Genomic DNA, 24820 nt, shown 5'->3' on the forward strand with positions numbered 1-24820 from the left:
GTATTAGCCTTTAAACTAGCGCTAATTTTTATTGTAAAAGATATAGGATGATCAATGGTCATTAAGCCTAAAATTCGTGGATTTATTTGTACTAACGCACACCCTGTAGGATGTGCAGAGCATGTTCAAGAGCAAATTAACTATGTAAAACAACAAGGCGAATTAAAAGATGCGCCTAAAAATGTACTCGTAATTGGTGCATCTACTGGTTACGGCTTAGCGTCTCGTATTACGGCGGCATTTGGCGGTGGGGCTAAAACACTGGGTATTTTCTTTGAAAAAGAAGGTACAGAGCGTAAAACAGGTTCTGCTGGTTGGTACAATACAGCAGCATTTCAAGACGCTGCAGATGAAGCTGGGCTTTGGTCAAAAAATATTAATGGCGATGCGTTTTCTAACGAAATTAAGCAAAAAGCAATCGAGACAATCAAAGCAGATTTAGGCAAAGTAGACTGTATTATTTACAGCTTAGCATCGCCTCGTCGTACCGATCCAAATACAGGTGAGGTGTATTCATCTACACTTAAACCTATTGGCAGTGCTGTAACTACAAAAAATTTAAATACGTCAAAGCGCGAAATTGACGAAGTAACAGTAGAAGCCGCAAGCCAAGATGACATCGACAACACCATTAAAGTGATGGGCGGTGAGGATTGGGAAATGTGGATTGATGCATTAAAAGAAGCAGACGTACTAGCCGATAACTTTAAAACCACGGCTTATACTTATATAGGTAAAGAGTTAACGTGGCCAATCTACGGGCACGCAACAATAGGTAAAGCAAAAGAAGATTTAGACCGTGCAACTGCCGCAATTAAAGAATCGACAAAAGATTTAAATGGTCAAGCCTATGTGTCGTCGTTAAATGCTGTTGTTACTCAGGCAAGCTCTGCTATTCCTATTATGCCGCTATATATCTCTGCTTTATTTAAAGTAATGAAAGCCGATGGCACTTATGAAGGCACTATTGAGCAAATTCATGCTTTATTTAGCGAAAACCTATACGGTGAAAACCCACGCTTTGACGAGGGCGGCCACTTATTCCAAAACTACAAAGAGCTAGAAGACGATGTACAAGCACGTGTGCAAGCTGTTTGGGATAAAGTAGATACGAGCTCAATTGATGAGCTAACCGATTATGTAGGCTACCATAACGAATTTTTACGTTTATTTGGTTTTGGCATTGACGCTGTTGACTATGAGCAAGATGTAGATGCAGTGAAGCCAATTGCAAACATGATTGACTAATCATACTTTGTAATTATAAAAAGTCGCTTATTGCGGCTTTTTTGCTTTTAGTGTTTTAGATATTTTGTGGCAGTTAGGTGCTTAGGCTACCACTTTGGTCTACCTTGATTTTTATTTAAAACACTTAACAAAACTAAATAAGCGTTTCTGTCGTATAATTTTCATAAATACACTCGCATAGTCGTACATAATGATGTTAAAATCGAAGCAATATGTGAGGAGTTTTACTGCGTTGCTTGTTTGATATTCCTAGCAAGTTGTTCTTTTGTACCTTGATATATCTTGGATAACTCAAGTGGCGACGTGGTTGATACGATTTTTCAGTTTCTTTCCGTTAATTAATGCAAGTGCGTATGATCAACATAAAAAAAGGTCTGGATTTACCCATAGAGGGCGCGCCTCAGCAAGTTATTCATGATGGTTCTGCCATCAAACGTGTAGCTGTGCTAGGTGAAGAGTTTATCGGTATGCGTCCAACCATGCATGTTCGTGTGGATGACCAAGTCAAAAAAGGCCAGGTACTTTTTGAAGACAAAAAGAACCCAGGCGTCCTATTTACTGCACCAGCTTCTGGTACAGTAAAAGAAATTAATCGTGGTGCTAAACGTGTGCTGCAATCTGTTGTTATTGAAGTAAACGGCAGTGAGCAAATCACCTTTGACTCTTTCAATGCAGATGAGCTTGCAAGCTTATCGCGTGAAAAAGCCAAAGAAGTACTTGTTCAGTCAGGTCAATGGACAGCACTTCGTGCTCGCCCATTTAGCAAAATAGCTGCGTTGGATGCAAATCCTAGCTCTATATTTGTAACCGCTATCGACACAAACCCTCTTGCTGCAGATCCTGCAGTAATTATTGCCGAAAATGCAGCTGCATTTGAAGCGGGTCTTGCTGTTGTTTCGCGTTTGACCGATGGCAAAGTATTTGTATGTAAGCAAGCTGGCAGTCAAGTTCCTAGCTCGTCTATCGCTCAAGTAGAAGTACATGAGTTCGGTGGCGTGCATCCAGCAGGCTTAGTTGGTACTCATATTCATCACCTTGATGCAGTATCTGTTAATAAACAAGTTTGGCATATTGGTTACCAAGACGTTATCGCGTATGGTCACTTATTCCTTACTGGTGAAATCAACACTGACCGTGTTATTTCGCTTGCAGGTCCTCGCGTTAAAAACCCTCGTTTAGTGAAAACACAACTAGGTGCTTCATTAGATGATTTAGTGGCAGGCGAATTAGAAGACGGTGATAACCGTGTTATTTCTGGTTCTGTTTTATCTGGCGCTATTTCTTCAGGTCCTCATGCATTCTTAGGTCGCTACCACGTTCAAGTATCTGTTTTACTTGAAGGTCGCGAAAAAGAGCTGTTTGGTTGGATTGCACCAGGTAGTGATAAATTCTCTGTAACGCGTACATTCCTTTCTCACCTTGCACCGAGTCGTTTATTTAAAATGACAACGTCTACAGGTGGTTCAAAACGTGCCATGGTACCAATTGGTAGCTACGAGCGCGTAATGCCGCTAGATATTTTGCCAACCCTATTATTACGTGACTTAATTTCACGTGACTTAGACAGTGCAATTTCATTAGGCGCGCTTGAACTTGATGAAGAAGATTTAGCGTTATGTACCTTCGTTTGTCCGGGCAAATACGAGTATGGTTCTATCCTACGCGATTGCTTAACAACGATCGAGAAGGAAGGCTAAGAGATGGGTTTAAAGAAATTTTTAGAAGACATTGAGCCGCATTTTGAACCAGGTGGTAAACACGAAAAATGGTACGCCCTGTATGAAGCAGCCGCGACTATTTTTTACACGCCAGGTTATGTAAATAAAGGCGCAACTCACGTTCGCGATAATATCGACCTAAAACGCATGATGATTTTAGTGTGGATGGCGACGTTCCCAGCTATGTTTTTTGGTATGTTCAACATCGGTCATCAGGCCGCAGGTGCTTTAGCACAAGGTTTTGAACTAGCAAACTCTTGGCAGGTTGGCTTGTTCCAGTTATTTGGTGGTGAATTAACCGCTGAGTCGGGCTGGGGCGCTAAAATGTTCTACGGGGCATGCTTCTTCTTACCAATATACGCCGTTACTTTTGCAGTAGGTGGTTTTTGGGAAGTACTATTTGCTTCTGTGCGTAAGCATGAAGTTAACGAAGGTTTCTTCGTAACCTCTGTATTATTTGCACTTATTTTGCCTGCGACTATTCCTTTATGGCAAGTGGCGTTAGGTATTACGTTTGGTGTTGTTATTGCTAAAGAAATCTTTGGTGGTACAGGCCGTAACTTCTTAAACCCTGCATTAGCGGGCCGTGCGTTTTTATTCTTCGCATACCCTGCACAAATTTCAGGTGACACAGTATGGACTGCAGTAGACTCGTTCTCTGGTGCAACTATGCTAGGTCAAGCGTTTGTAGGCACTCTTGATTACAGCAACATGGAGCTCTGGTGGAATGCGTTTTACGGTTTCATTCAAGGTTCTGTAGGTGAGACATCTACGCTTGCTGTGCTTATTGGTGGCTTATTCTTAATTTACGTTCGCATCGCTTCTTGGCGCATTGTACTAGGTGTATTCCTAGGTATGGTGGCAACTGCATTCTTATTAAATGCGGTTGGCTCTGAGAGCAATCCTGTATTTGCAATGCCTTGGCATTGGCATTTAGTACTGGGTGGTTTTGCGTTTGGTATGTTCTTTATGGCTACTGACCCTGTATCAGCTGCATTTACCGATAAAGGTAAGTTCGCATACGGCGCGCTTATTGGCTTTATGGTAGTTATGATCCGTGTAGTAAACCCTGCTTTCCCAGAAGGCATGATGCTAGCAATCTTATTTGCTAACTTATTTGCTCCACTGTTCGATCACTTTGTAGTGCAAGCTAATATCAAGCGGAGGTTGGCACGTAATGTCTAGTAATAACGAATCAATCGGCAAAACGTTAACGGTTGTTGTGGCACTATGTTTAGTGTGTGCAATTATTGTATCGTTTGCTTCTGTACAGCTTCGTCCTTTACAGCAAGCTAATAAAACTCAAGATATTCAACGTAATATCTTAGCAGCAGCTGATATTGAAATCGCAAACTCTGTATCTGACACATTCGATGGCAAAATCGAAGCACGTGTTGTTGATATGGACACTGGCGAATTTGTTGAAGATGCTGATCCAAACTCATTTGATTTCGAAAAATCGAAATTCGACCAACAAAGAAGTTTTGCACTTAAAGCAGAAGGGATTAAGGACATCGCTGGTATTCAGCGTATGACTAAAAACTCACCTGTTTACATCTCTAAAAAAGAAGATGGCTCTACAGATGCAATCATTTTACCTATCCAAGGTTACGGCCTTTGGGGTGTAATGTATGGTTTCTTAGCGCTTGAAAGCGATGGCGAAACAGTTAAAAACATCAACTTTTACAAGCATAGCGAAACACCAGGCCTGGGTGGCGAAATTCAAAACCCACAATGGACAGCTAAATGGCAAGGTAAAGAGTTACCTATTAACATTATGAAAAGCGGTGCTAGCAACGAACATCAAATTGATGGTTTATCAGGTGCTACACTAACTTCTAATGGTGTTGATCACACAGTTGACTTTTGGACTGGTGAAAACGGCTTTGGTCCTTTCCTTGCGAAGGTACGTGAAGGAGCGTTGAAATAATGGCTGATACTAAAGAAATGAAGTCGGTCCTATTTGGTCCGGTTTTAGCTAACAACCCAATCGCATTACAAGTACTTGGTATTTGTTCTGCTCTGGCGGTAACGTCTAGCTTAAAAAATGCCTTAATCATGTCAATTGCTTTGACATTAGTAACGGCGTTTTCTAGCTTGTTCATTTCAAGCATTCGTAACCACATACCTTCATCAGTACGTATTATCGTACAGATGACGATCATTGCTTCACTAGTAATTGTTGTAGACCAAGTATTACAAGCATTCTCTTACGCTACGGCGAAAGAGCTTTCTGTATTCGTTGGCCTAATCATTACTAACTGTATTGTAATGGGTCGTGCTGAAGCGTACGCAATGAAGTCGCCGCCACTTATGTCATTTTTAGATGGTATTGGTAATGGCTTAGGCTACTCAGTGGTATTACTTACTGTTGGTTTCATTCGTGAGCTATTTGGTAAAGGAACACTATTCGGTGTTGATATTATCCCATTAGTACAAGATGGTGGTTGGTATCAACCTATGGGTCTATTGATTTTACCACCGAGTGCATTCTTCATCATTGGTTTATTCATATGGGTACTTCGTACTTATAAGAAAGACCAAGTAGAAGCTAAAGCGTAAGGGGCAAGCAGTGGAACATTATATTAGTTTATTTGTAAAAGCGGTTTTTATTGAAAACTTAGCTTTAGCTTTCTTCCTAGGTATGTGTACTTTCTTAGCAGTATCTAAAAAAGTAACTACATCAATTGGCCTAGGTGTAGCCGTTATTGTGGTACTGGGTATTTCTGTACCAGTAAATAACTTGGTTTACCATGCCGTACTTGCACCGGGTGCATTAGAGTGGCTTGGTTACCCTGAAGCAGACCTTAGCTTTTTACGTTTCTTAACGTTCATTGGTGTTATTGCAGCACTCGTGCAAATTTTGGAAATGGCATTAGATAAGTTTTTCCCTGCACTTTACAACGCATTAGGTATCTTCTTACCACTAATCACAGTTAACTGTGCGATTTTTGGTGCGGTATCATTCATGGTTGAGCGTAACTATAACTTCGGCGAGTCTGTTGTTTATGGTGTTGGCGCTGGTGTTGGTTGGGCGCTTGCAATCACATTACTTGCAGGTATCCGTGAGAAAATGAAATATTCAGACGTGCCAGACGGCCTACGTGGTTTAGGTATTACCTTCATCACTGTTGGTTTAATGGGTCTTGGCTTTATGTCATTCTCTGGTATTTCACTGTAAAGGTAGCGAGGATAAATCATGAGTTATGAGATTTTCTTAGGCGTTGGTGTTTTCATCGCTATCGTTGTACTACTAGTTTTAGTTATCATTGGTGCTAAATCTAAGTTAGTTGCAAGCGGTGACATCATCATCGGTATTAATGGCGATCCAGACAAAGCCATTAAAACATCAGCAGGTAGCAAGCTTTTAGGCGCGCTATCTGAATCAGGTATTTTCGTATCATCTGCATGTGGTGGCGGTGGCTCTTGTGGTCAGTGTCGTGTACACATTAAAGAAGGTGGTGGCGATATCTTACCAACAGAACTTGATCACATTTCTAAAGGTGAAGCCCGTGAAGGCTGTCGTTTAGCGTGTCAGGTAAATGTTAAAAACGACATGGAAATTGAACTTGAAGAGTCAATTTTCGGTGTTAAAAAATGGGATTGTGAAGTTATCTCTAACGATAATAAAGCAACGTTCATTAAAGAGCTTAAGCTACAAATTCCAGATGGCGAATCAGTGCCTTTCCGTGCGGGTGGTTACATCCAAATCGAAGCGCCTGCTCACCATGTTAAATACGCAGATTTCGATATCCCTGAAGAGTATCGTGGCGACTGGAATCACTTTGGTTTCTTCGACCTGGAGTCAAAAGTAGACGACGAAACAATTCGTGCATACTCAATGGCTAACTACCCAGAAGAAGAAGGCATTATCATGCTTAACGTGCGTATTGCTACGCCGCCGCCAAGAAACCTAAGCCTACCATGTGGTAAAATGTCATCGTACATTTGGTCACTTAAAGCAGGCGACAAGGTAACTATTTCAGGTCCATTTGGTGAGTTCTTCGCTAAAGACACCGACGCTGAAATGGTATTCGTAGGTGGTGGTGCAGGTATGGCACCAATGCGTTCACATATCTTTGACCAACTTAAGCGTTTAAACTCTAAGCGTAAGATTAGTTTCTGGTATGGTGCGCGTTCTGAGCGTGAAATGTTCTATGTTGAAGATTTCGATGGCTTAGCAGCTGAAAACGATAACTTTGTATGGCATACCGCATTGTCTGATCCACAACCAGAAGATAACTGGGAAGGTTACACAGGCTTTATCCATAACGTACTTTATGAAAACTACTTGAAAGATCATGAAGCGCCAGAAGATTGTGAGTTCTACATGTGTGGTCCTCCAATGATGAACGCGGCTGTTATCGGCATGCTTAAAGACCTAGGTGTAGAAGACGAAAACATCTTACTAGATGACTTCGGTGGCTAACACCCATATCAAAACAGCTTAGTTTTGGTTAAAATACGGGCCTCGTCGCACTTTGTGCTACGGGGCTTTTTTTATTTTATTTTACATGGGCTAATTTAATGAACAGAGTAAGCAGTTCTCAAGGCGCTATCAGTATTTTTTTATTAACTATAATGCTATTTATCTCTGGCTGTGGGGCTGAAAAAACACCTCAGGAGGTATTTTTAGAAGGCAAAACGATGGGCACCACCTATCATATTAAATACTTTGCCGACGATAAAAGCGTTGATGCCACTAAATTACAGCAGCAAATAGATACGCAATTGAAAGCGGTTAATCAGTCTATGTCTACGTATATCCCCGATTCTGAAATTAACACATTTAATAAATTACCCGCCAACCAGGTTATGCCAATTAGTGAAGACTTTAGGGCTGTGGTGAGTGAATCGATTCGTTTAGGTAAGTCGACCAAAACGCTCGATGTAACGATGGGCCCGTTAATAGATTTATGGGGCTTTGGACCTGATAAAAAACCAACTAAGCGCCCAAGTGATGAAGCACTTGCTGCAATGATTGAAAAAATTGGTGTAGATAAACTTAATCTTACTGAGCAGGGCCTTGCTAAAACAGTTGATGGTTTAGAGCTGTCGTTTTCGGCTACAGCGAAAGGGTATGGCATTGATAAAGTAGCGCAATTACTTGAAAGCCAAAATATTAGTAACTACATGGTAGAAATAGGTGGGGAGCTGCGCATTGGCGGTGAAAAGCCAAATAACCAAGATTGGAAAATCGCGATAGAGCAGCCAGATGCGCCACCAGGCGAGCGAAAAGTTCACCGTGTATTAGCGCCCGGTACGAATGGCATTGCAACATCAGGTGACTACCGTATTTTTTATAAAATGGCTGGCGAAACCTACACTCATTTAATAGACCCAGTAACAGGCATGCCAATCAAACATGACTTAGTGTCGGTTACTGTATTACATCCTAGTGCAATGACCGCAGATGGCTTAGCAACCGCATTAACGGTTATGGGAATGGACGATGCTAAAGCATACGCTGAAAAGCACGATTTACCTGTGTACTTAATGTCTAAATCAGACAAAGGCATTGTGACTTACGCGAGCACTGCATTTAAACCTTATTTGTAATATAATAGCGTTTAGCTAAAACTTTATTCGTGCTAAACGCATATTACAACCGATTTTTTGAAATAGACTTCTCTCGCATCTATGTGGGTTTTGGGTGTATAATTTAGCGGTCGCTCAACAATGTTTGAGCATAATTTATTGCTGATCAATAGGGGCTAAGCAATGTCACTTTTTCTTCTTACATTTGGTTTATTAATTTTAATCGTGATAGCTATGGCTGTTGGTATGATCGTGCAAAGAAAATCTATGGCAAGTAGTTGCGGTGGATTAGGCTCGGTAGGTATTGATAAAGCCTGTGATTGTGACGATCCATGTGATAAGCGTAAAAAGCGTATGGCTAAAGAGCAAGCCTGGAAAGAAAACCAAATTATTTAAGCCGTAGCTTAATGACAAAAAGCGCCTTATGGCGCTTTTTTTGTACCTGTATATTTAGTGCTCATATCTTCTTTTAATTAAACACAACCTTAATGTATTAGACCAAGGTCTATAGTTTAGTTTTTTTCACCTATTAGGTTTATTTTTCTCGTTTGTCAAATTGGAGCTAACACTCTAAAGTTTAACCATAGACACAGAGCAAGGCTCCAGTCATAAGCTTGAGGCATAAAAGTTAGCCTCGCTTAAAAGAATCTTTATATTGTGTGTGAAGATGTTGTCAGTGTGAAAGGCAACTCANTCTTTATATTGTGTGTGAAGATGTTGTCAGTGTGAAAGGCAACTCAAGGTCGGTGGTGACCGGTTTTGAGTTGTTTTTATTCCCTACAATTGCCACGCAGTGTAAACCAAGAATCTTTATATGTGTGTGAAGATGTTGTCAGTGTGAAAGGCGGCTCAAGTTCGGTGGTGACTGAATTTGGGCTGTTTTTGTTTGTGCGGCTTTATTTTTAACTTCATTAATCCCTCTTATCTCTACTCCTCACGCTTCCTAAATATAAAATATTTATAAACTAAGTCTTTATTTTTATTCTGTTATTTTTTATTAACAAAATAGCTGCGAAAGCTTAACGCAAAACTTTATATTTTTTGTTGAACCGAAAACTCTCTTTGTTATACTCAGCATCGAACTTTCAGTAAGTTTTGAAAGTTTATTTGATACGGATCAATTCTCACTAGGTAAATGTGTGCTAGCCGGTTTGATTGTATTTAGCACCTCGTTTTAGGGCTTACAGCAGCAATGTTTTTTTAATTTTTCCATTGCGCGCTTTATTACTCTAATTTTGTTATTAGTCATTTAGTAGGTTAATGTCTTTGAACACACTTTCTTTGCATCATACAAATACGGCTTTTGCTTCTAGCAAACCGCAAACGTGTGAGCGCTTGAATAAAGCGGGCAAGGGCGTGTGTGTCGCTATAACATTATTAGTGTTTAATACGGTAATGCTGCTAAGTGGTGCATTAGAGGATGCCTTTCAGCTTGAAGCGTTGTTTAGCAATGGCTCTATTGTTGAGCCTGTTTTGCTGCACGTTACGCAATTTTTAGCTCATCCGATCATATCTAGTCAGTTACTCATTGGCCTTTGCTGGTTATTGTTCCATATTTTTCCGGCGCGTCGTGCTGGAATAATCCTTCGTAAAGCCGCTTTCGCTTTTCGCGAGACAAAAGTACACCAACCTGTGTCCGCTGCACATGGTTGTCGTGCTCCACCTAGCTTTACAGGTTGTCTGTAAGGCTTCAATTGTTGCTGGTTTTAATTATTTTTTCTTGCTGTAAATAATTAAAGTTTGCATTAGCAATGTAGCCGCGTGTTTTTATCACGTCAGCCAACCAACACTCACCCAAGTTAACTTTTATTACGTTATATAAATGCGTTTAGAAGCTGGGTTTGTTGCTAGGTATTTTTTTGCATCCACTTGCAGCGGGTTCAGTCCCCTTTATTTTTATAATTTAGTTCTAGTTAACTTGGGTTTTTATTGAAAAATCGTTGCTTAATTTTTATTCAAAGCAGCAAATTAAAACTCTAGGTTTGTAGGATACTCCCTTGTTAATTCGTAACCTTTGTAATATTGCTTTAGCTAGTACGGTGCTGGCGTTGTCAGGCTGTAAAGGCGGGATACTCGATCCAAAAGGCCAAATAGGTATTGATGAGAAAAACTTAATCATCATTGCTACTGTCCTTATGCTGCTCGTAGTAATCCCCGTTATTGTGATGACTTTGTATTTCGCATGGAAATACCGAGACACACAAGATCATGAAATTTATGCACCAAAATGGGCTCATTCAAATAAGATTGAAGCCGTTGTTTGGGCTGTTCCTATTGTTATCGTTATTATTTTAGGTGTTATTACCTGGCAGTCTACCCAAGACTTAGACCCCTATAAACCTATTGAGGGTAAAGGCGAGCACCTCACTGTAGAGGTGGTTTCATTAAACTGGAAGTGGCTATTTATTTACCCAGAGCAAGGTATTGCAACGGTAAATGAATTGGTATTTCCGGCAAATGTGCCGGTGGAATACAAAATCACTTCAGAAAGCACAATGAACTCGTTTTTTATTCCTCAGCTAGGTAGTCAAATTTATTCTATGGCAGGCATGGAAACCAAGCTTCATTTAATCGCAAATGAGCCGGGCACATTTAAAGGCTTTTCTGCTAATTACAGTGGCGCAGGTTTTACCGGTATGAAGTTCAATGCCATTGCCACCCCAACACAAGCTGATTTTGACACGTGGGTAACAAGCGTTAAAGCCAATGCTAATAACCTCACTCATGCCAATTATGTTGAGCTTGCAAAAGCCAGTGAAAACAATCCTGTTGCCTATTATGGCAAGGTCGACGACGGCCTATTTCATACCATTGTTATGAAGTATATGCAGGCACATGGCGATATGAACAAAAAACATCAAGCGATGAGCGAGCATGGGCAAATGAGCAAAAAGCACCATGAAATGAATGAACACGCAATGCCTTCATCTCACAGCCAGGGCGAGGAATAATAATGTCGTTTTTAGGTAAACTTTCACTCGACGCAATTCCGTTTCATGAGCCAATTATAATGGTTACCATGACGGTGATAGCGATTGCCGGGCTTATTATTGCCGGGCTTATTACTAAATATAAAAAGTGGGGCGTGCTTTGGCACGATTGGATCACCTCTGTTGATCATAAACGCTTAGGCGTAATGTACATCTTTTTAGCATTAATAATGCTGTTTCGTGGTTTTTCTGATGCCATTATGATGCGTGCGCAGTTAGCACTTGCTACTAGTGGTGCACCTGGTTATTTGCCTCCTGAGCATTACGACCAAATATTTACAGCGCACGGCGTTATCATGATCATATTTATGGCTATGCCATTTATGATTGGCCTAATGAACATTGTATTGCCACTGCAAATTGGCGCACGCGATGTCGCTTTTCCATTTTTAAATAACCTAAGTTTTTGGTTTACTGCCAGCGGTGCCATTTTAATTAACTTGTCGCTTGTATTTGGTGAGTTTGCAAAAACAGGTTGGGTGGCGTATCCGCCGCTTTCGGAGCTGACCTTTAGCCCTGGGGTGGGGGTCGATTATTATATATGGGCCTTGCAAATTTCCGGGCTCGGTACACTTTTAACTGCAGTAAACTTTTTAGCGACTGTGTTTAAAATGCGTGCCCCAGGTATGACCCTAATGAAAATGCCAATTTTTACATGGGCATGTACATGGGCAAATATCTTAATTGCAGCATCTTTCCCTATTTTAACTGCTGTGCTGGGCATGCTAACGCTTGACCGTTACCTTGATTTTCACTTTTTTACCAATGCAGCGGGCGGCAACGCCATGATGTACATCAACCTGTTTTGGGCGTGGGGTCACCCTGAGGTTTATATTTTAGTACTGCCTGCTTTTGGTATTTTTTCTGAAATTATCTCAACCTTTGCCGGTAAACGTTTATTTGGTTACAAATCGATGGTGTATGCCAGCGGTGCAATCTCTATTTTAGGTTTTATTGTTTGGCTACACCACTTTTTCACCATGGGGTCGAGCGCCAACGTTAATGCGTTCTTTGGGGTAATGACCATGGTTATTGCCGTCCCAACTGGCGTTAAGCTATTCAACTGGTTGTTTACCATTTACCGCGGCCGTTTACGTATCAGCGTTCCTGTACTTTGGACATTAGGCTTTATGGTTACCTTTACAGTAGGCGGTATGACCGGCGTACTACTGGCTATTCCGGGTGCCGATTACGTGTTGCATAACAGTTTATTCTTAATTGCGCATTTCCATAACACAATTATTGGTGGCGCTGTATTTGGCTACCTTGCAGGTTTTGTATTTTGGTTCCCTAAAGCAATGGGCTTTAAGCTTAGCGAAAAATGGGGTAAAGCGTCTTTCTGGTGTTGGATAGTTGGTTTCTTCGTGGCGTTTATGCCGTTGTATGTACTTGGCTTCTTAGGTATGACACGTCGCTTAAACCACACTAATAACCCAGATTGGAACATGTGGTTATACATTGCTGCAGGCGGTGCTGTCATTATTATGTTTGGTATTATTTTCCAAGTTGTGCAGCTCTTTGTTAGCTTTAGAGACCGCGAAGCACTTGACGATACAACCGGCGATCCGTGGAACGGCCATACACTAGAATGGGCAACTAGCTCACCTCCACAAGTGTATAACTTTGCCACTATTCCTCACGTTGATGACATTGATGCCTGGACCGAAGCGAAAGAAAAAGGCCAAGCGTATCAAACAAAAGCAAGCTACAGCCCAATTCATATGCCTAAAAACACAGCATCTGGGGTGTTAATTGCAGCAAGCTTAACTGTATTTAGCTTTGCCATGATCTGGCATATCTGGTGGTTAGCTGCCGTTGGTTTTGTTGGCGCAATTGCCTTATTTATCAAGCGTTGTTACACCAGCGATGTTGATTACTATATACAACCTGATGAAATCGCACGTATTGAAGCTGCGTATAATTCTAGTGGAAATAAGGAGCTAAGCGCGTGAGTACACTATCTGCGAATGTAGAAACTGCCCATTTAGACTCAGTTTCGCACGATGCTCATGCACATGAGCATCACGATACCTCTGGCGATACAATCTTTGGCTTTTGGTTATACCTAATGACCGATTGCCTATTGTTTGCCTCGTTTTTTGCCACTTACGCCGTGCTGTTTATGAACACAGCCGGTGGTGTATCAGGTAAAGACATTTTTGAACTCGACTTTGTTGCTGTAGAAACAGCGGCGCTACTCATTAGTAGTATTACCTTTGGCTTTGCCATGATTGCCGCACAAGGGCAAAAAAAGGCACTAACACTCACCTGGTTGTTTATTACCTTTTGTTTAGGTGCTGTGTTTATAGGCATGGAAATTTACGAATTTCATCACCTAATTGTGCATGGCAATGGTCCACAACAAAGTGCCTTTTTAACCTCATTCTTCTCGTTAGTAGGCTTACATGGTTTGCACGTAACTGCGGGTCTAATTTGGATGAGTATTATGATGATAGAAGTGGCTAAACGCGGCTTAGGTAAACAAACAGTGACACGCTTAAGCTGCCTAAGCCTATTTTGGCACTTCTTAGACATTGTTTGGATTTGTGTATTTACCGTTGTTTATTTAATGGGAGCAATGTAATGAGCCACAGCGAAGCGCACGCGTTAAAGCAAATGCAAAACGAGCACCATGATGAGTCTCATGGCAGTGTTAAAACGTACTTAATAGGCTTTGTGCTATCACTAATTTTAACCGCGATACCGTTTTACATGGTAATGGAAGGCGACTTTTCAAAAGTAACTACGCTTTGGAGCATTGTTACTTTAGCTATTGTACAAATTTGGGTGCACTTAAAATACTTTTTACACCTTAATTTTACGACAGAAGATGGCCGTGCAAGTACCTTCTCATTTTTATTCAGTGCCCTAATTATCGTCATGGTTGTTGGGTTATCGGTTTGGATAATTTACGAATCTAACGCAATGATGATGTACTAGGAGTTGAAGATGTTTCGTCGTTATTTATCAGTGACTAAGCCAGGCATTATTATGGGCAACCTTATCAGCGTTGCAGGCGGTTTTTTACTTGCCTCGCGCGGGGATATAGACCCATGGCTAATGGTTGTTACGCTTATTGGCTTGTCACTTGTGGTTGCATCGGGCTGTGCTATCAACAATGTAATTGATAGGGACATAGATGTAGCCATGGCACGTACTCGTACGCGGGTTACAGTAACAGGCGAAATGTCGGCCTTTGCTGCACTGAGTCACGGGGTTTTATTGGGTGTTGTAGGGTTTGGTTTACTCATTGCTTACACCACACAAGCCGCGGTATTTTTTGCAGCGTTTGGCTATGTCATTTATGTTGGGGTTTATAGCCTTTACATGAAGCGCAACTCAGTTTATGGCACGTTTGTAGGTAGCCTTTCTGGCGCAGTGCCCCCTGTTGTAGGTTACTGCGCTGTAACCGGGCAGTTCGATATGGGTGCATTAATACTATTAGTTATGTTTAGTCTGTGGCAAATGCCGCATTCATATGCCATTGCTATTTTTCGCTTTAAAGATTACCAAGCCGCAGGTATCCCCGTATTACCCGTAGCGCAAGGGATTGATAAAGCGAAGCGCCATATTGTACTTTATATTGCTGTGTACGCTTTAGTCGTCATGCTATTACCAATAAGTGGCTACACTGGCGCCGCCTTTATGGCAGTGGCGTGTATTACCAGTTTTTGGTGGTTACTTATGGCCCTGCGTGGCTATCGCCGTAATGTTAATTTAACGAGCTGGGCACGCCAAGTGTTTGCTTTTTCTATTATAAATATTACAGCACTCAGTATTGCTATGGCCGTTGACTACCACAGCGCAGCGCCACAACTGCTTACACTGATATAATTTTTTAAAGCTTTATATTTCCAAAGTTAATCCAAAGGCTCGAAAGGGCCTTTTTTCATGTTTGAAATAAAGCGGCAATAGAGTGTTTATGAGCTTGCTTTAGGTTTTCTTTTATTTGGGCTCTAATTTCTGCTGATTTATTTTGGCTTAGCTTAAAGTTTCCACTCCAGTGAGTGGGAGTAAACTCTATAAAGCTTAATTGTTGATACATTGCTTGACGCCTACTTTTGGGCATATCATTAATATTCCACATGGGCTTAAAGGTTTGCTCAAAATGGGTTGTTAATTGACTCATTATTTTTTCTTTCTCGCTGTCGCTTTTAATAATCACTACCTTTGCAGTGACTTGTACTGATGAGTAAAGCCAGCTTGGCAGTGTTTTATTATTACTATACGAGGGAGATAGATAGCAGCTATCACCATTAAAGTGTAATTTTACAGAACGTTTATCACATTGTGTTAGTGGGTTATGTTTAGCTACGTGTGCAATGAATACATTACAAATGGGATCATATAGTACAGGTACATGGCATATATTATTTAAATCACTTTGCGAGCTGGGCGTTAAAATACTCGCTAGCGGAAATTGCTCAACCAATGCCTGCAAACGTTTAATATCATGCTCTTGAAAATGCGAAGGTGGGTACATTAGAGCTTCTCCTCTAGTTGCAATTTTATGTTCGGCCATTGCTCATCAACTATGCTAAATTTTGCTGTGTTTCTATAGCTACCATTGCTGAGCTTTCTATCTTTATAAGCGAGTCCTTCAAAACGTGCACCTAAACGTGCAATAGCATTACGTGATTTTTGATTATATTCATGAGTATTAAATGTAATTCTCACTAAATTAAGATCATCAAATGCGTATTTGAGCAGTAAAAATTTAGCATGTGTATTTATGTAAGTTCGCTGCCAGTCATTACTAATAAAGGTGTGGCCTATTTCAGCACTCAGGTTGTGTTTATCTAATTTAAATAATCGTGTTGTACCTACTACTTGCTGTGTATTTGTGTCAATAATCGCAAAAACAATCTGTTCGTTTTTATTAAATTGCGCCTGTGTTAAAAACCACTCTTTTAGCATTTCAGGGGTTTTTGTGTAGTTAACTAGTACCCATTGCCATACTTTAGGGTGCTTACCTGCTTTATATAATCCATTTAAGTGTTTATGGTTTAGTGGTTCTAAAACAACCTTGTTTGTTTTATGTATATGCTGAGTGAACATTATTAGCTCCATTTTTTGCTATTAAAGAGCAATAAATGTACGCTTATTTGGTTTAGTAAAAACAACCAGAATATAACTTTTACCTATACCAGATAGAAAATACATGCAGCCACTTAATATAAAATTTAATAAGCAATATAAGGCAAAGTATTTGCAGCTAGCGCAAGCTATTCGTACTGCAATTATTGAAGGTGATATTGCGGTTGGCGCTAAGTTAAGTTCAGCTAGAGAGATGGCGAAAGCTTATCAATTAAATCGCCATACAATAATGAATGCTTTACAACTATTAGTGGCTGAGGGATGGTTAGAGTCTCATGAGCGTAGCGGTTATAAAGTAACGCAAACCTTACCTATCCAAGGCAGCGCTAATACTAAGCAAGTGCCAGTCTTAACACCTAAAGCCTATAAATTTGCCAAAGAGTTAGCAGTTCCAGCTCCTGCAATGAATTTAAATAATTATAAGTATAATTTTGCAGGTGGGCTTCCCGATCTTAATAGCTTCCCATATAAAGAATTTAAACGCTCCTTAAGTCATGTTTTTAACCATGTAGATACCAGTAAATTTCATTATGGTGATATAAGCGGTGTGAGTGAGTTAAAAGTGCAAATAAGCAATTACTTATATAAAGCGCGTAACTTAAAAACAAGCGACTTACTCGTGTGTAATGGCTCACAAGAAGCACTATTTTTAATCTCTAAAGCATTTATTAGCACTAACGATTTTGTTGCTGTAGAAACGTTAGGATATCCACCAGCCCGTAAAGCTTTTGCGGCATGTGGCGCACAATTAGTAGATATAAAACAAGATGAATACGGTTTATGTATTGATGATTTGAAAGCGCAACTTAGCCGTTTCTCAATTAAAATGCTGTACTTAACGCCGCTGCATCAGTACCCGACAACTGTTACTTTATCGCCTACACGGCGTATGCAAATTTATCAGTTATGTTACCAACATGGCGTAATGATTATAGAGGATGACTATGACCATGAGTTTCATTACCAATGTCACCCGTTACAACCAATGGCGGCGGATGACCCTGCGGGTATAGTTATTTACCTTTCTACATTCTCTAAAATTATGTTTTCCGCAGCCAGAATCGGTTACATTTGCGCTGCCCCTGATGTTATCGCACAGCTTAATGCGTGGAAGCAGTTAATGAATCATAAAAATGATGTGGTTATGCAATTAGCTTTAGCGCACTTTATGAAAGAGGGCGCGTTTGAACGTCATTTAAAGCGAATGACTAAGCTATACAAGCATAGGTATGAAGCTATGGATAACTCATTAAGAGCACTGCAGGTGAAAGGTTTACCTATTGAGTATAAAAAGCCCGATGGTGGGATGGCAATGTGGGTTAACTTAAACATAGATACGGCTAATATTAAAAAGCATCTACACAAGCGCAGTATTTATTTGCAAACAGAATCAGAGTTTTATTTCTGCGACTCTTATAGAAGCTTAAAACCTAAACACTTTAGTTACTTGCGTCTAGGCTTTGCTGGCCAGTCAGTGGAAGTCATGCAAGAAGGTATAAACATAATTGCTGAGTATGCTTATTAAGCTATTTATTTAAACTTTCTGCTTCGTAAAACAAAGGTTTTAGGGTGCCGCAGTTTATAAATTTATACGTTAACTCATTCTGGCTAGGAAGGAGGGTTGAGGTTCTAAACTTTTGCATACAGGCATTTACCAAATCTACAAAAATTAAGTGGCTGAAACTAGGTGCTTGGCTAATTTTATGTATGTAAATTCGCTCTGTGCTACCTAGGTCTATCATGACGTATTCTTGCCAGGGGCTAGGTTTAGCTAAATCTTTTAATTGGCGAGCATATAGCTGTTTACTCAATTCTATTGTTCTGTTTGTGTAAATTAGGCTACCTGCTTTTTTGTAATTGCCCTCGTACACATCTGCGGTAATGGTTATTTCTTCACCGCGCATTAAGCGTTGAATATTAAAAGGTTTGGGCTTTAGCGTTATAAGCTCTGCGTTGCGCACAACATCTAAAAAAGCCACATCGGGGTTTTTAATCCTATACACCACTTGTACATCGTGCGGTAATTTATAGCCGGGTAAGTTAAACGCATAAATCCCTGAACCTTTATTCACCAGTGCTATTGCATGCTCAGCCTTGTATTTGGGGTTGAGTGGTGGCAATTCTGCTGCCTCTTCCTCAGCAAAAGCGTATCCGCTTATAGTAATGAGCAACAATGTAAGAAGTAAACGCATAATAATCTCAATTAATTTATGAGCTTAAAGTGTAGTATATAGTGCGCTAAGCTGGTGATTTATTGTTAGGCTAAGTAAGCCTATTTACTAATTAAGATGTATTTATGCGCTTAGTTGCTCACTTCGTGTAATAAAGTCCTAGCATATACGTGTAGGTTTTCGTCTTCAGGGTTTGAAGTGTTCGTTAAATAAATTATACGCCCAGCTTTATTAATAAATAGGGTAGTGGGTGTGCCTCTTATTCCTAACTGTTTTGCTATGGCATCGGCTTTAATAGCTGTTTTAAATGTGTAGCCTCTATCACTTATTACTTTAGCGGGGGGAGCATCGTCGTTTTCTTCAAAGTTTACCGCAATGACCTTTAAGCCTTTATGTTTTATTTTCTCAAGTGCTGGTTGCAGCTTTTTACAATATAGGCACCACGTAGCCCAAAAATGTAAAACGTAAGGCTGGCCTAATAAATCTTGTGTGTGAACGGATGAACCATCAGCCATGTTTAACGTTATTGCAGGCAATAGTGGTAATGAGTCATTAGCGAGTAGCTGTGCAGAGCTTATAAAACTTAATAAAATTAATGTAATGGCGGTAATTAGTTTTCTAATGGTTCGTTCTTATTATTTTTAATATTAATAAGAACGTGAATTAAGTTATTTCATTTCATTTCATTAAAAACCAGCAGCCTGCTCAATCACTATTGCATGGCGCTGCGCTAAACGCGTATGGTCTCTGTCGTAGCCGCCACCAATAACACTGGCAATAGCGGTGTTATGTTCAAGGCAGCGCTTAAACACTAAATGGTCACGCTGTTTAATGCCGTCCCAGCTTATATCTAGTTTGCCTAAGCCATCGTCTTGCCAAATATCTACACCGGCATCGTATAAGACTAAATCGGGGTTGAGCTCTTTTAGTAAAAACTGCAGCGTATCATCCACAACGCCTAAGTATTCTGCGTCTTGCATATTGTTAGCAAGGCCTATGTCTAAATCGCTGGGGGATTTTCTAAACGGGAAGTTTTTTTCGCAGTGTATAGAGCATGTATACGCATACGGCTGATGTGCAAGCATTGCAGCTGTGCCATCGCCTTGGTGTACGTCTAAATCAAAAATGAGCACGTTGGTCACCTCACCGCTTTGTATTAATGTTTGCGCGGTAAAGGCTAAGTCGTTCACCATACAAAAACCTGAGCCAAAATCAGTGTGTGCATGGTGCGTACCACCTGCTAAATGACAGGCTAAGCCATGCTTTAATGCTAAGCGTGCAGTTTGTAACGTGCCTTGTGGGGCGGTGAATGTGCGGTCCATTAGCGGTTGCGACCAAGGTAAGCCAATGCGGCGCATGGCTTTTTCGTCTAGGCGGTTATGCCATAAATCGTGAATGTAGTTTTCGCAGTGTACCAGTTCAAGCGGCTCGGGGGAGCCCAAAATAGGCTCTACTAAATTATTACCTGCAATGCCTAAACCTTTAACCTGCTCATATAAATGAGCAAATTTACTCATTACAAATCGGTGCTTAGGGTCAAAGCTAAACGAATAATTACTGTGATAGACCAAAGGTAAGTGAGGGTTTAGGCGCATAACCGTATCAATAATAAAGTTTGCGCTATGGTAATAAACTTAACTAAGGGAGTCTATTGCCGTTATTCAATCAATGAGGCAAGCTCACGATGAAGTAATTGTTCATCGGCTAAATTAAGTTCAACTAGCCGTTTTAAATAGGTAATGCTGTTTATATCTATATGGTGGCAATTAAGGCCGATGTGTTGATCTTCTATGTGGCAAATAAACACCTCCATTTTTATTTCTATATCGCTTTGTGGCAAGGTAAAGCGCAAGGTGGCTTCGCTATTTTTTGTGCCACTAAACGCCGCGCATTTAGTAATGAGTGCGCCATGTAAAGATACATCGAGTAATTTGCATGGGTAGCTCTCTCCTGCAAATTCTAATTGAGCCGCGGTTGAAAAAAGAATACGCGAGAACTGACGTCGATTTTCCATAAAACGAGTGCCTTTATTGTAATATTTAAATCAAGCATAGCGGGAAATAGCCCATAGCGATAAAAAATGGCATAAAAAAACCCCGCATAAATGCAGGGTTTGTTATATCAGTTAACAATTAACCAATTTTTTTATACTTAATACGCTTAGGTTGTGCAGCTTCTGCGCCTAAGGTCTTTTTAAGCCACTCTTCGTATTCAGTGTAGTTACCATCAAAGAAGTTAATTTGGCCTTCGTCGCGGTAATCTAAAATGTGTGTTGCAATACGGTCAAGGAACCAACGGTCATGCGATATACACATTACACAGCCTGGGAACTCTAAAATAGCGTTCTCAAGGGCGCGTAGTGTTTCAACATCAAGGTCATTGGTTGGCTCATCCAGTAGTACTACGTTACCACCCGCTTTTAAAAGCTTAGCAAGGTGTAAACGGTTACGCTCACCACCAGATAAGTCTTTTACAAACTTTTGCTGATCGTTACCTTTAAAGTTAAAGCGGCTAACGTATGCACGGCTTGGGAACTCAAAGTTACCAATTTTTAGTACGTCTTGTCCGTCAGATATTTCTTGGAATACAGTTTTGCTTTCGTCCATGTTGCCACGGAACTGATCAACCGTTGCTAATTCTACAGTTTCACCTACGCTAATGCTGCCGCTATCTGGTTGCTCTTCGCCGCTTAGCATTTTAAATAGGGTTGATTTACCCGCGCCATTGGCACCAATAATGCCCACAATCGCGCCTTTTGGCATACTAAAGCTTAAATCGTCGATTAATACGCGGTCGCCAAAACTCTTACGTAAATTATTAACTTCAAGCACTTGGTCACCTAAACGCGGACCAGGTGGAATAAATAGCTCGTTAGTTTCGTTACGCTTTTGATAATCAGACTGCTGTAGCTCGCTAAACTGCGCCATACGCGCTTTAGACTTAGCTTGACGACCTTTAGGGTTTGAACGTACCCACTCAAGTTCTTGAGCAATTGATTTTTGACGTGCTTTTTCAGATTTTTGCTCTTGTTGTAAGCGCGCATCTTTTTGCTCAAGCCAAGAAGAGTAGTTACCTTCCCATGGAATACCTTCACCACGGTCAAGCTCTAGTATCCAGCCAGCTACATTATCAAGGAAGTAACGGTCATGCGTTACCGCCACAACAGTGCCTTCGTAATCATGTAAGAAGCGCTCAAGCCAAGCTACCGACTCAGCATCTAAGTGGTTAGTAGGCTCATCGAGAATAAGCATATCTGGCTTTTCGAGTAATAAACGACAAATAGCAACACGGCGGCGCTCACCACCTGAAAGGTGCTCAATTTTAGCATCCCACTCAGGTAAACGAAGTGCATCAGCAGCGCGTTCTAAAACGTTATCGATGTTGTGACCATCGTGCGCTTGAATGATTGCTTCAAGCTCGCCTTGCTCTTTTGCTAGGGCGTCAAAGTCAGCGTCTTCCATTGCATACTCGTTGTACACTTCGTCAAGGCGATTAAGGGCATGTTTTACTTCGCCAACAGCTTCTTCAACTATTTCGCGTACTGTTTTGCTTTCGTCCAGTACTGGCTCTTGCGGTAAGTAACCAATTTTAGTACCAGGTTGAGGGCGAGCTTCACCTTCAAAGTCTTGGTCAACACCGGCCATAATGCGAAGTAATGTAGATTTACCAGCACCATTTAAACCTAGCACACCAATTTTAGCGCCAGGGAAAAAGTGCAACGAAATATCTTTTAAAATTGTGCGCTTAGGTGGCACAACTTTAGATACTCGACTCATCGAGAATATAAACTTATCAGGTAAAACCATGGAGGAAAGCCTTCAAATAATAATAAAAATTTCAATGTTGTATTGTAGTGGCTCACGGGTGAAACAGTCAACGAATGGCGGGTTTTAAAGCGCTAATGGCTGCAGGTTGATAAAGTATAAAATCATGAATAAATTTCATTTAGACATCTATACATCTAGAGGTTGATATTTTTAGCATACTGTTCATAATGAGAGCGTATAAATTCTCGGTTTTTATGAGTAGGAGTAAAAAATATGCCAATTACAGTGAAAGACGAGCTACCGGCTATTGCCCGTTTACGTGAAGAAAACGTGTTTGTAATGCCAAAAAGTCGCGCAAAAACGCAAGAAATTCGTCCTATGCGTTTGGCTATTTTAAATTTAATGCCTAATAAAGTAGAAACCGAAGTGCAGTTTATTCGTTTGCTTGCCAATTCTCCTTTACAAGTAAATGTAGAGCTACTGCGCCTAGATACGCACCGTAGCAGTAGCAACTCAGAAGAGCACCTAGATACCTTTTACCGTTATTTTTCAGAAGTGAAAGACAATAACTACGATGCGTTAATTGTTACCGGCGCGCCACTCGCACACCTTGAATACGACGATGTAGCCTACTGGGATGAGCTAAAAGTGATTATTGATTGGGCAGAGCAGCACGTTACCTCTACGCTGTTTTCGTGCTGGGCGGCGCATGCGGCGCTGTATCACCGTTACAATTTAAAACGCGATTTAAAAGAAGATAAACTATGTGGCGTGTTTACTCACCAGTGTTACTTTGATCACGGGGCACTTACTCGTGGCTTCGACGACACCTTTTTAGTGCCGCACTCACGTTATGGCCACATAGATATAAATAAAATAAATGCCTGCGACGATATAGTCGTGCTGGCTGGCTCTGAAAAAGTAGGCGCTTACTTAATGAAAAATAAGTCGGGCAGCCAAGTGTTTATAACCGGCCACCCAGAATACGATGCCGACACATTAAAAGCAGAGTACGAGCGCGATTTACAAAAAAGTCCTGATGCGCCAAAACCCGAAAACTATTTTCCAGATAACGATGCAAGCAAAAAGCCGTCAAAAACGTGGCAAAGCCATGCTTTTTTGCTGTTTTCGAACTGGTTAAATTACTACGTGTACCAAACGACCCCTTATGATATTAATTTAGTTAGCCAAGATGTGAGGACTAACAACTATGCCGAATAACGTGCAAAACAATAATAAACACAGCGAATTAAGCGCTGCATTAAAAAAGCGTATTTTAATTTTAGATGGCGCCATGGGCACCATGATCCAAACTCACAAGCTTGAAGAAGAAGACTACCGAGGCGAGCGCTTTAAAGACTGGCACGTGCTAATAAAAGGCAATAACGATTTATTAAGCCTTACAAAACCTGAGTTAATAACCGATATACATCGCAGCTTTTTAGCCGCCGGTGCAGACATTATTGAAACCAATACCTTTAACTCAACCACCATTTCGATGGAAGATTACGACATGGCAAGCATAAGCCGTGAAGTAAACCTAGAGTCGGCCAAACTCGCACGCGCAATATGTGACGAATTCACCGCTAAAACTCCAGAAAAACCACGCTACGTAGCCGGTGTGTTAGGGCCAACCTCTAAAACCTGCTCAATTTCGCCAGATGTAAACGACCCAGGCTATCGTAATATTACCTTTGATAAGCTGGTTACTGCCTATGTTGAGTCTACCCTTGCATTAATGGAAGGCGGCGCTGATTTAATACTTATCGAAACCATATTCGACACGCTAAATGCAAAAGCAGCCTCATTCGCAGTAGAAGAAGCGTTTGAGCAAGCAGGGCGTACATTACCCGTAATGATCTCAGGCACAATTACCGATGCCTCTGGGCGTACACTTTCGGGGCAAACAACCGAAGCATTTTATAATTCTATTCGCCATATTAAGCCGCTTTCTATAGGCCTTAACTGCGCCCTAGGGCCAGACTTACTTCGCCAATACGTAGAGGAGCTTTCGCGCGTGTGCGAAACCTTTACCTCAGTACACCCAAATGCAGGTTTACCAAATGAGTTTGGTGAGTACGACCTAGAAGCAGAGGACATGGCGAAAGAGATTATAGATTGGGGCAAATCGGGCTTTATAAATATTGTTGGTGGTTGCTGTGGTACCACGCCTGCGCATATTCGTGCGTTTGCCAAAGGGCTTGAAGGGGTAAAACCTCGCGCATTACCAGAGCTTGATGTTCGCATGCGTTTATCAGGCCTTGAAGCCTGTAACTTAAACTAGGAGCCAA

The 24820-nt window shown here is 40.9% G+C and carries 25 protein-coding genes; 18 read left to right on the plus strand and 7 right to left on the minus strand.

What is annotated here, in order from left to right; translation table 11 throughout:
• Positions 1-54: 54 nt before the first annotated feature.
• From fabV to cyoE, 15 genes are all read left to right on the plus strand, one after another.
• Positions 55-1248, plus strand: a complete 1194-nt coding sequence (gene fabV, locus AN395_RS12565; protein ID WP_024034299.1) for an enoyl-ACP reductase FabV — start codon at positions 55-57, stop codon at positions 1246-1248.
• Between the two features lie 353 nt (positions 1249-1601).
• Positions 1602-2945, plus strand: coding sequence for a Na(+)-translocating NADH-quinone reductase subunit A (locus tag AN395_RS12570; RefSeq protein ID WP_004587143.1), 1344 nt, complete (start codon positions 1602-1604; stop codon positions 2943-2945).
• 3 nt (positions 2946-2948) lie between these two features.
• On the plus strand, positions 2949-4151 hold the full coding sequence (locus tag AN395_RS12575; protein WP_004587142.1) for an NADH:ubiquinone reductase (Na(+)-transporting) subunit B: 1203 nt from the start codon (positions 2949-2951) through the stop codon (positions 4149-4151).
• Complete coding sequence (locus AN395_RS12580; protein WP_004587141.1) at positions 4144-4896, plus strand: Na(+)-translocating NADH-quinone reductase subunit C; 753 nt, start codon at positions 4144-4146, stop codon at positions 4894-4896. The genes AN395_RS12575 and AN395_RS12580 overlap by 8 nt, the downstream gene beginning before the upstream one ends.
• Positions 4896-5528, plus strand: a complete 633-nt coding sequence (locus tag AN395_RS12585) for an NADH:ubiquinone reductase (Na(+)-transporting) subunit D (protein ID WP_004587140.1) — start codon at positions 4896-4898, stop codon at positions 5526-5528. Before AN395_RS12580 ends, AN395_RS12585 begins: the two co-directional genes overlap by 1 nt.
• Positions 5529-5538: 10 nt before the next feature.
• Positions 5539-6147, plus strand: coding sequence for an NADH:ubiquinone reductase (Na(+)-transporting) subunit E (nqrE, locus tag AN395_RS12590; protein WP_004587139.1), 609 nt, complete (start codon positions 5539-5541; stop codon positions 6145-6147).
• Positions 6148-6165: 18 nt separating this feature from the next.
• On the plus strand, positions 6166-7395 hold the full coding sequence (gene nqrF, locus AN395_RS12595) for an NADH:ubiquinone reductase (Na(+)-transporting) subunit F (RefSeq protein ID WP_004587138.1): 1230 nt from the start codon (positions 6166-6168) through the stop codon (positions 7393-7395).
• A 98-nt stretch (positions 7396-7493) separates the two neighbouring features.
• Positions 7494-8525 carry an FAD:protein FMN transferase gene (locus AN395_RS12600; RefSeq protein WP_054983206.1) on the plus strand — a complete coding sequence of 344 codons (1032 nt, stop codon included), beginning with the start codon at positions 7494-7496 and terminating at the stop codon, positions 8523-8525.
• 162 nt (positions 8526-8687) lie between these two features.
• The gene (nqrM, locus tag AN395_RS12605; RefSeq protein ID WP_004587136.1) at positions 8688-8900 is read left to right on the plus strand and encodes a (Na+)-NQR maturation NqrM; all 213 of its coding nucleotides are present in this window, start codon (positions 8688-8690) and stop codon (positions 8898-8900) included.
• Positions 8901-9770: 870 nt separating this feature from the next.
• Positions 9771-10190, plus strand: coding sequence for a hypothetical protein (locus tag AN395_RS12610; protein WP_054983230.1), 420 nt, complete (start codon positions 9771-9773; stop codon positions 10188-10190).
• A 311-nt stretch (positions 10191-10501) separates the two neighbouring features.
• Positions 10502-11455, plus strand: coding sequence for a ubiquinol oxidase subunit II (gene cyoA / locus AN395_RS12615; protein ID WP_054983207.1), 954 nt, complete (start codon positions 10502-10504; stop codon positions 11453-11455).
• Between the two features lie 2 nt (positions 11456-11457).
• Entirely contained in the window at positions 11458-13446 is a 1989-nt protein-coding gene (gene cyoB, locus AN395_RS12620; protein WP_004587446.1) for a cytochrome o ubiquinol oxidase subunit I, read from the plus strand.
• The gene (gene cyoC / locus AN395_RS12625) at positions 13443-14078 is read left to right on the plus strand and encodes a cytochrome o ubiquinol oxidase subunit III (protein ID WP_004587445.1); all 636 of its coding nucleotides are present in this window, start codon (positions 13443-13445) and stop codon (positions 14076-14078) included. Before cyoB ends, cyoC begins: the two co-directional genes overlap by 4 nt.
• Positions 14078-14434: a cytochrome o ubiquinol oxidase subunit IV gene (gene cyoD, locus AN395_RS12630; RefSeq protein ID WP_024034293.1), complete on the plus strand. Its 357-nt coding sequence runs from the start codon at positions 14078-14080 to the stop codon at positions 14432-14434. The genes cyoC and cyoD overlap by 1 nt, the downstream gene beginning before the upstream one ends.
• A gap of 9 nt (positions 14435-14443) precedes the next feature.
• Positions 14444-15328: a heme o synthase gene (cyoE, locus tag AN395_RS12635; RefSeq protein WP_054983208.1), complete on the plus strand. Its 885-nt coding sequence runs from the start codon at positions 14444-14446 to the stop codon at positions 15326-15328.
• A 55-nt stretch (positions 15329-15383) separates the two neighbouring features.
• On the opposite strand, the gene AN395_RS12640 is transcribed toward cyoE, so the two are convergent.
• Positions 15384-15977, minus strand: coding sequence for an FMN-binding negative transcriptional regulator (locus AN395_RS12640; RefSeq protein WP_054983209.1), 594 nt, complete (start codon positions 15975-15977; stop codon positions 15384-15386).
• Positions 15977-16552, minus strand: a complete 576-nt coding sequence (locus AN395_RS12645) for a GNAT family N-acetyltransferase (protein WP_054983231.1) — start codon at positions 16550-16552, stop codon at positions 15977-15979. The genes AN395_RS12640 and AN395_RS12645 overlap by 1 nt, the downstream gene beginning before the upstream one ends.
• Positions 16553-16655: 103 nt before the next feature.
• Here AN395_RS12645 and AN395_RS12650 point away from each other — a divergent pair, with 103 nt between their 5' ends.
• The gene (locus AN395_RS12650) at positions 16656-18116 is read left to right on the plus strand and encodes a PLP-dependent aminotransferase family protein (RefSeq protein ID WP_054983210.1); all 1461 of its coding nucleotides are present in this window, start codon (positions 16656-16658) and stop codon (positions 18114-18116) included.
• Between the two features lies 1 nt (position 18117).
• Here the strand turns inward: AN395_RS12650 and AN395_RS12655 are convergent, their stop codons facing one another.
• From AN395_RS12655 to ettA, 5 genes are all read right to left on the minus strand, one after another.
• Positions 18118-18783: a hypothetical protein gene (locus tag AN395_RS12655; RefSeq protein ID WP_054983211.1), complete on the minus strand. Its 666-nt coding sequence runs from the start codon at positions 18781-18783 to the stop codon at positions 18118-18120.
• A 110-nt stretch (positions 18784-18893) separates the two neighbouring features.
• The gene (locus AN395_RS12660; RefSeq protein WP_268796029.1) at positions 18894-19298 is read right to left on the minus strand and encodes a TlpA disulfide reductase family protein; all 405 of its coding nucleotides are present in this window, start codon (positions 19296-19298) and stop codon (positions 18894-18896) included.
• 150 nt (positions 19299-19448) lie between these two features.
• Positions 19449-20357, minus strand: coding sequence for a histone deacetylase (locus tag AN395_RS12665; RefSeq protein ID WP_054983213.1), 909 nt, complete (start codon positions 20355-20357; stop codon positions 19449-19451).
• A 62-nt stretch (positions 20358-20419) separates the two neighbouring features.
• Positions 20420-20776 (minus strand): PilZ domain-containing protein, encoded by a 357-nt coding sequence (locus tag AN395_RS12670; protein WP_024034284.1) that lies wholly within the window; start codon positions 20774-20776, stop codon positions 20420-20422.
• 118 nt (positions 20777-20894) lie between these two features.
• The gene (ettA, locus tag AN395_RS12675; protein ID WP_029773845.1) at positions 20895-22568 is read right to left on the minus strand and encodes an energy-dependent translational throttle protein EttA; all 1674 of its coding nucleotides are present in this window, start codon (positions 22566-22568) and stop codon (positions 20895-20897) included.
• A 234-nt stretch (positions 22569-22802) separates the two neighbouring features.
• Between ettA and metA the strand changes: the two genes are divergently transcribed.
• Complete coding sequence (gene metA, locus AN395_RS12680; protein ID WP_004587433.1) at positions 22803-23750, plus strand: homoserine O-succinyltransferase; 948 nt, start codon at positions 22803-22805, stop codon at positions 23748-23750.
• Positions 23740-24813, plus strand: a complete 1074-nt coding sequence (locus tag AN395_RS12685) for a homocysteine S-methyltransferase family protein (RefSeq protein WP_054983214.1) — start codon at positions 23740-23742, stop codon at positions 24811-24813. Before metA ends, AN395_RS12685 begins: the two co-directional genes overlap by 11 nt.
• The last annotated feature ends 7 nt before the right edge of the window (positions 24814-24820 follow it).

The sequence above is a fragment of the Pseudoalteromonas sp. P1-30 genome (genome assembly GCF_001400005.1).
Lineage (GTDB): Bacteria > Pseudomonadota > Gammaproteobacteria > Enterobacterales > Alteromonadaceae > Pseudoalteromonas > Pseudoalteromonas atlantica.

What these genes read in the sequence shown, in the direction of transcription:
- fabV (WP_024034299.1), top strand. Translation starts at nt 55, where the DNA reads ATGGTCATTAAGCCTAAAATTCGTGGATTTATTTGTACTAACGCACAC.
- AN395_RS12570 (WP_004587143.1), top strand. Translation starts at nt 1,602, where the DNA reads ATGATCAACATAAAAAAAGGTCTGGATTTACCCATAGAGGGCGCGCCT.
- AN395_RS12575 (WP_004587142.1), top strand. Translation starts at nt 2,949, where the DNA reads ATGGGTTTAAAGAAATTTTTAGAAGACATTGAGCCGCATTTTGAACCA.
- AN395_RS12580 (WP_004587141.1), top strand. Translation starts at nt 4,144, where the DNA reads ATGTCTAGTAATAACGAATCAATCGGCAAAACGTTAACGGTTGTTGTG.
- AN395_RS12585 (WP_004587140.1), top strand. Translation starts at nt 4,896, where the DNA reads ATGGCTGATACTAAAGAAATGAAGTCGGTCCTATTTGGTCCGGTTTTA.
- nqrF (WP_004587138.1), top strand. Translation starts at nt 6,166, where the DNA reads ATGAGTTATGAGATTTTCTTAGGCGTTGGTGTTTTCATCGCTATCGTT.
- AN395_RS12600 (WP_054983206.1), top strand. Translation starts at nt 7,494, where the DNA reads ATGAACAGAGTAAGCAGTTCTCAAGGCGCTATCAGTATTTTTTTATTA.
- nqrM (WP_004587136.1), top strand. Translation starts at nt 8,688, where the DNA reads ATGTCACTTTTTCTTCTTACATTTGGTTTATTAATTTTAATCGTGATA.
- cyoB (WP_004587446.1), top strand. Translation starts at nt 11,458, where the DNA reads ATGTCGTTTTTAGGTAAACTTTCACTCGACGCAATTCCGTTTCATGAG.
- cyoD (WP_024034293.1), top strand. Translation starts at nt 14,078, where the DNA reads ATGAGCCACAGCGAAGCGCACGCGTTAAAGCAAATGCAAAACGAGCAC.
- cyoE (WP_054983208.1), top strand. Translation starts at nt 14,444, where the DNA reads ATGTTTCGTCGTTATTTATCAGTGACTAAGCCAGGCATTATTATGGGC.
- AN395_RS12640 (WP_054983209.1), bottom strand. Translation starts at nt 15,977, where the DNA reads ATGTACCCACCTTCGCATTTTCAAGAGCATGATATTAAACGTTTGCAG.
- AN395_RS12645 (WP_054983231.1), bottom strand. Translation starts at nt 16,552, where the DNA reads ATGTTCACTCAGCATATACATAAAACAAACAAGGTTGTTTTAGAACCA.
- AN395_RS12650 (WP_054983210.1), top strand. Translation starts at nt 16,656, where the DNA reads ATGCAGCCACTTAATATAAAATTTAATAAGCAATATAAGGCAAAGTAT.
- AN395_RS12655 (WP_054983211.1), bottom strand. Translation starts at nt 18,783, where the DNA reads ATGCGTTTACTTCTTACATTGTTGCTCATTACTATAAGCGGATACGCT.
- AN395_RS12665 (WP_054983213.1), bottom strand. Translation starts at nt 20,357, where the DNA reads ATGCGCCTAAACCCTCACTTACCTTTGGTCTATCACAGTAATTATTCG.
- AN395_RS12670 (WP_024034284.1), bottom strand. Translation starts at nt 20,776, where the DNA reads ATGGAAAATCGACGTCAGTTCTCGCGTATTCTTTTTTCAACCGCGGCT.
- ettA (WP_029773845.1), bottom strand. Translation starts at nt 22,568, where the DNA reads ATGGTTTTACCTGATAAGTTTATATTCTCGATGAGTCGAGTATCTAAA.
- metA (WP_004587433.1), top strand. Translation starts at nt 22,803, where the DNA reads ATGCCAATTACAGTGAAAGACGAGCTACCGGCTATTGCCCGTTTACGT.
- AN395_RS12685 (WP_054983214.1), top strand. Translation starts at nt 23,740, where the DNA reads ATGCCGAATAACGTGCAAAACAATAATAAACACAGCGAATTAAGCGCT.